The following is a 1,050-nucleotide window of genomic DNA, read 5'->3' as shown; positions in this document are numbered from 1 at the left end:
GACCCGTATTGGCCGGTGCTGGCCGAACGCCTCGACATCGCGCACGCGGCCGGGGTCGACGTCGACCAGGCCGCCCGCGCGGCGATGGCTCGGCCGCTACCTGATGAGCAGCCCGCCGCCGCGCTGCGGTGGCGGCTCACCGAACACCTCGATCCCGTAGTGCGCGGCCGCGACGACTACGCGCGGGTGAAAGCCGAGATCGCCGCCGACCCGTGGCGCCGCCTCCACGACGGGCGACTCGAACGCGCAGCGACCCACCGCCGCAACCGGCTCAGCTATTCACTCATCGAGGACGCGCCACGACTGTGGGGCGAGTACAACGACCGCTATCAGCACGGCACCCATGTCGACCGGGCACATGCCGAAACCGCCCGCCTCGCTGAACAAGCCGCCGCCATCAACGCCGTCCGCGACAAACGCGCCGCCGCCCGTGACGCCGAAATAGCGGCACGGAAAGCCGAACAGGACTGGAACACCGAACGCGGCACCACCGCGTCGGTCCCGTGGTGGAAACCGTTCGGCGAAGACGCCGAACGCATCCGCGCCGAACACGAAGCCCGCCTCACCGCGCTGCGCCAGGCCTGCAACGACACCCGCGACGCGGCCGCCGCTGCGCGCGAGGCCGCCCGTATCGCGAAAATCGACGCCGTCCTCGCCGCCGGCCCCGAGGACGGATGGGACGACGTCCTCGCCCGCGCCGCCGACACCAGCGACCACGCCCGCCGAATCGCCGACGCCGAACAACGCGACCGCGAGTTCGACCAGGACATGAGCGAATACCAGCAACAGCGCCAACAACTCGCCGACGACCTCACCGAGATCGACGCCGAAACCGCCCGCCGAGAATCGCTCACCCCGGCGCAACTTGACCTCGAAAACCGCGCCCGCACCGAACTCTATGGGGAAGAACCAGCGCAACCCGCGCCAGCGAGTGGTGTCGAGCCCATGGACGATGCCACCCGATCGCGGTACCTCGGCATGAACCACGACACCAGCCACGATCACGGCCTCGGCATGTAGACCGTCTCCCAGTTCCGAAGCGCTGCCGCG

At 70.0% G+C, this 1,050-nt stretch carries 1 protein-coding gene; it reads left to right on the top strand.

The annotated features are described in order from the left end of the window. A partial coding sequence (locus A5780_RS41230; protein WP_197521840.1) for a hypothetical protein occupies positions 1–1,020 on the top strand: 1,020 nt, incomplete at its 5' end. Between the last annotated feature and the right edge of the window lie 30 nt (positions 1,021–1,050).

It is taken from the genome of Nocardia sp. 852002-20019_SCH5090214 (genome assembly GCF_001665865.1).
GTDB classification, from domain to species: domain Bacteria; phylum Actinomycetota; class Actinomycetes; order Mycobacteriales; family Mycobacteriaceae; genus Nocardia; species Nocardia nova.
This window is presented reverse-complemented; position numbering and strand designations above follow the sequence as displayed.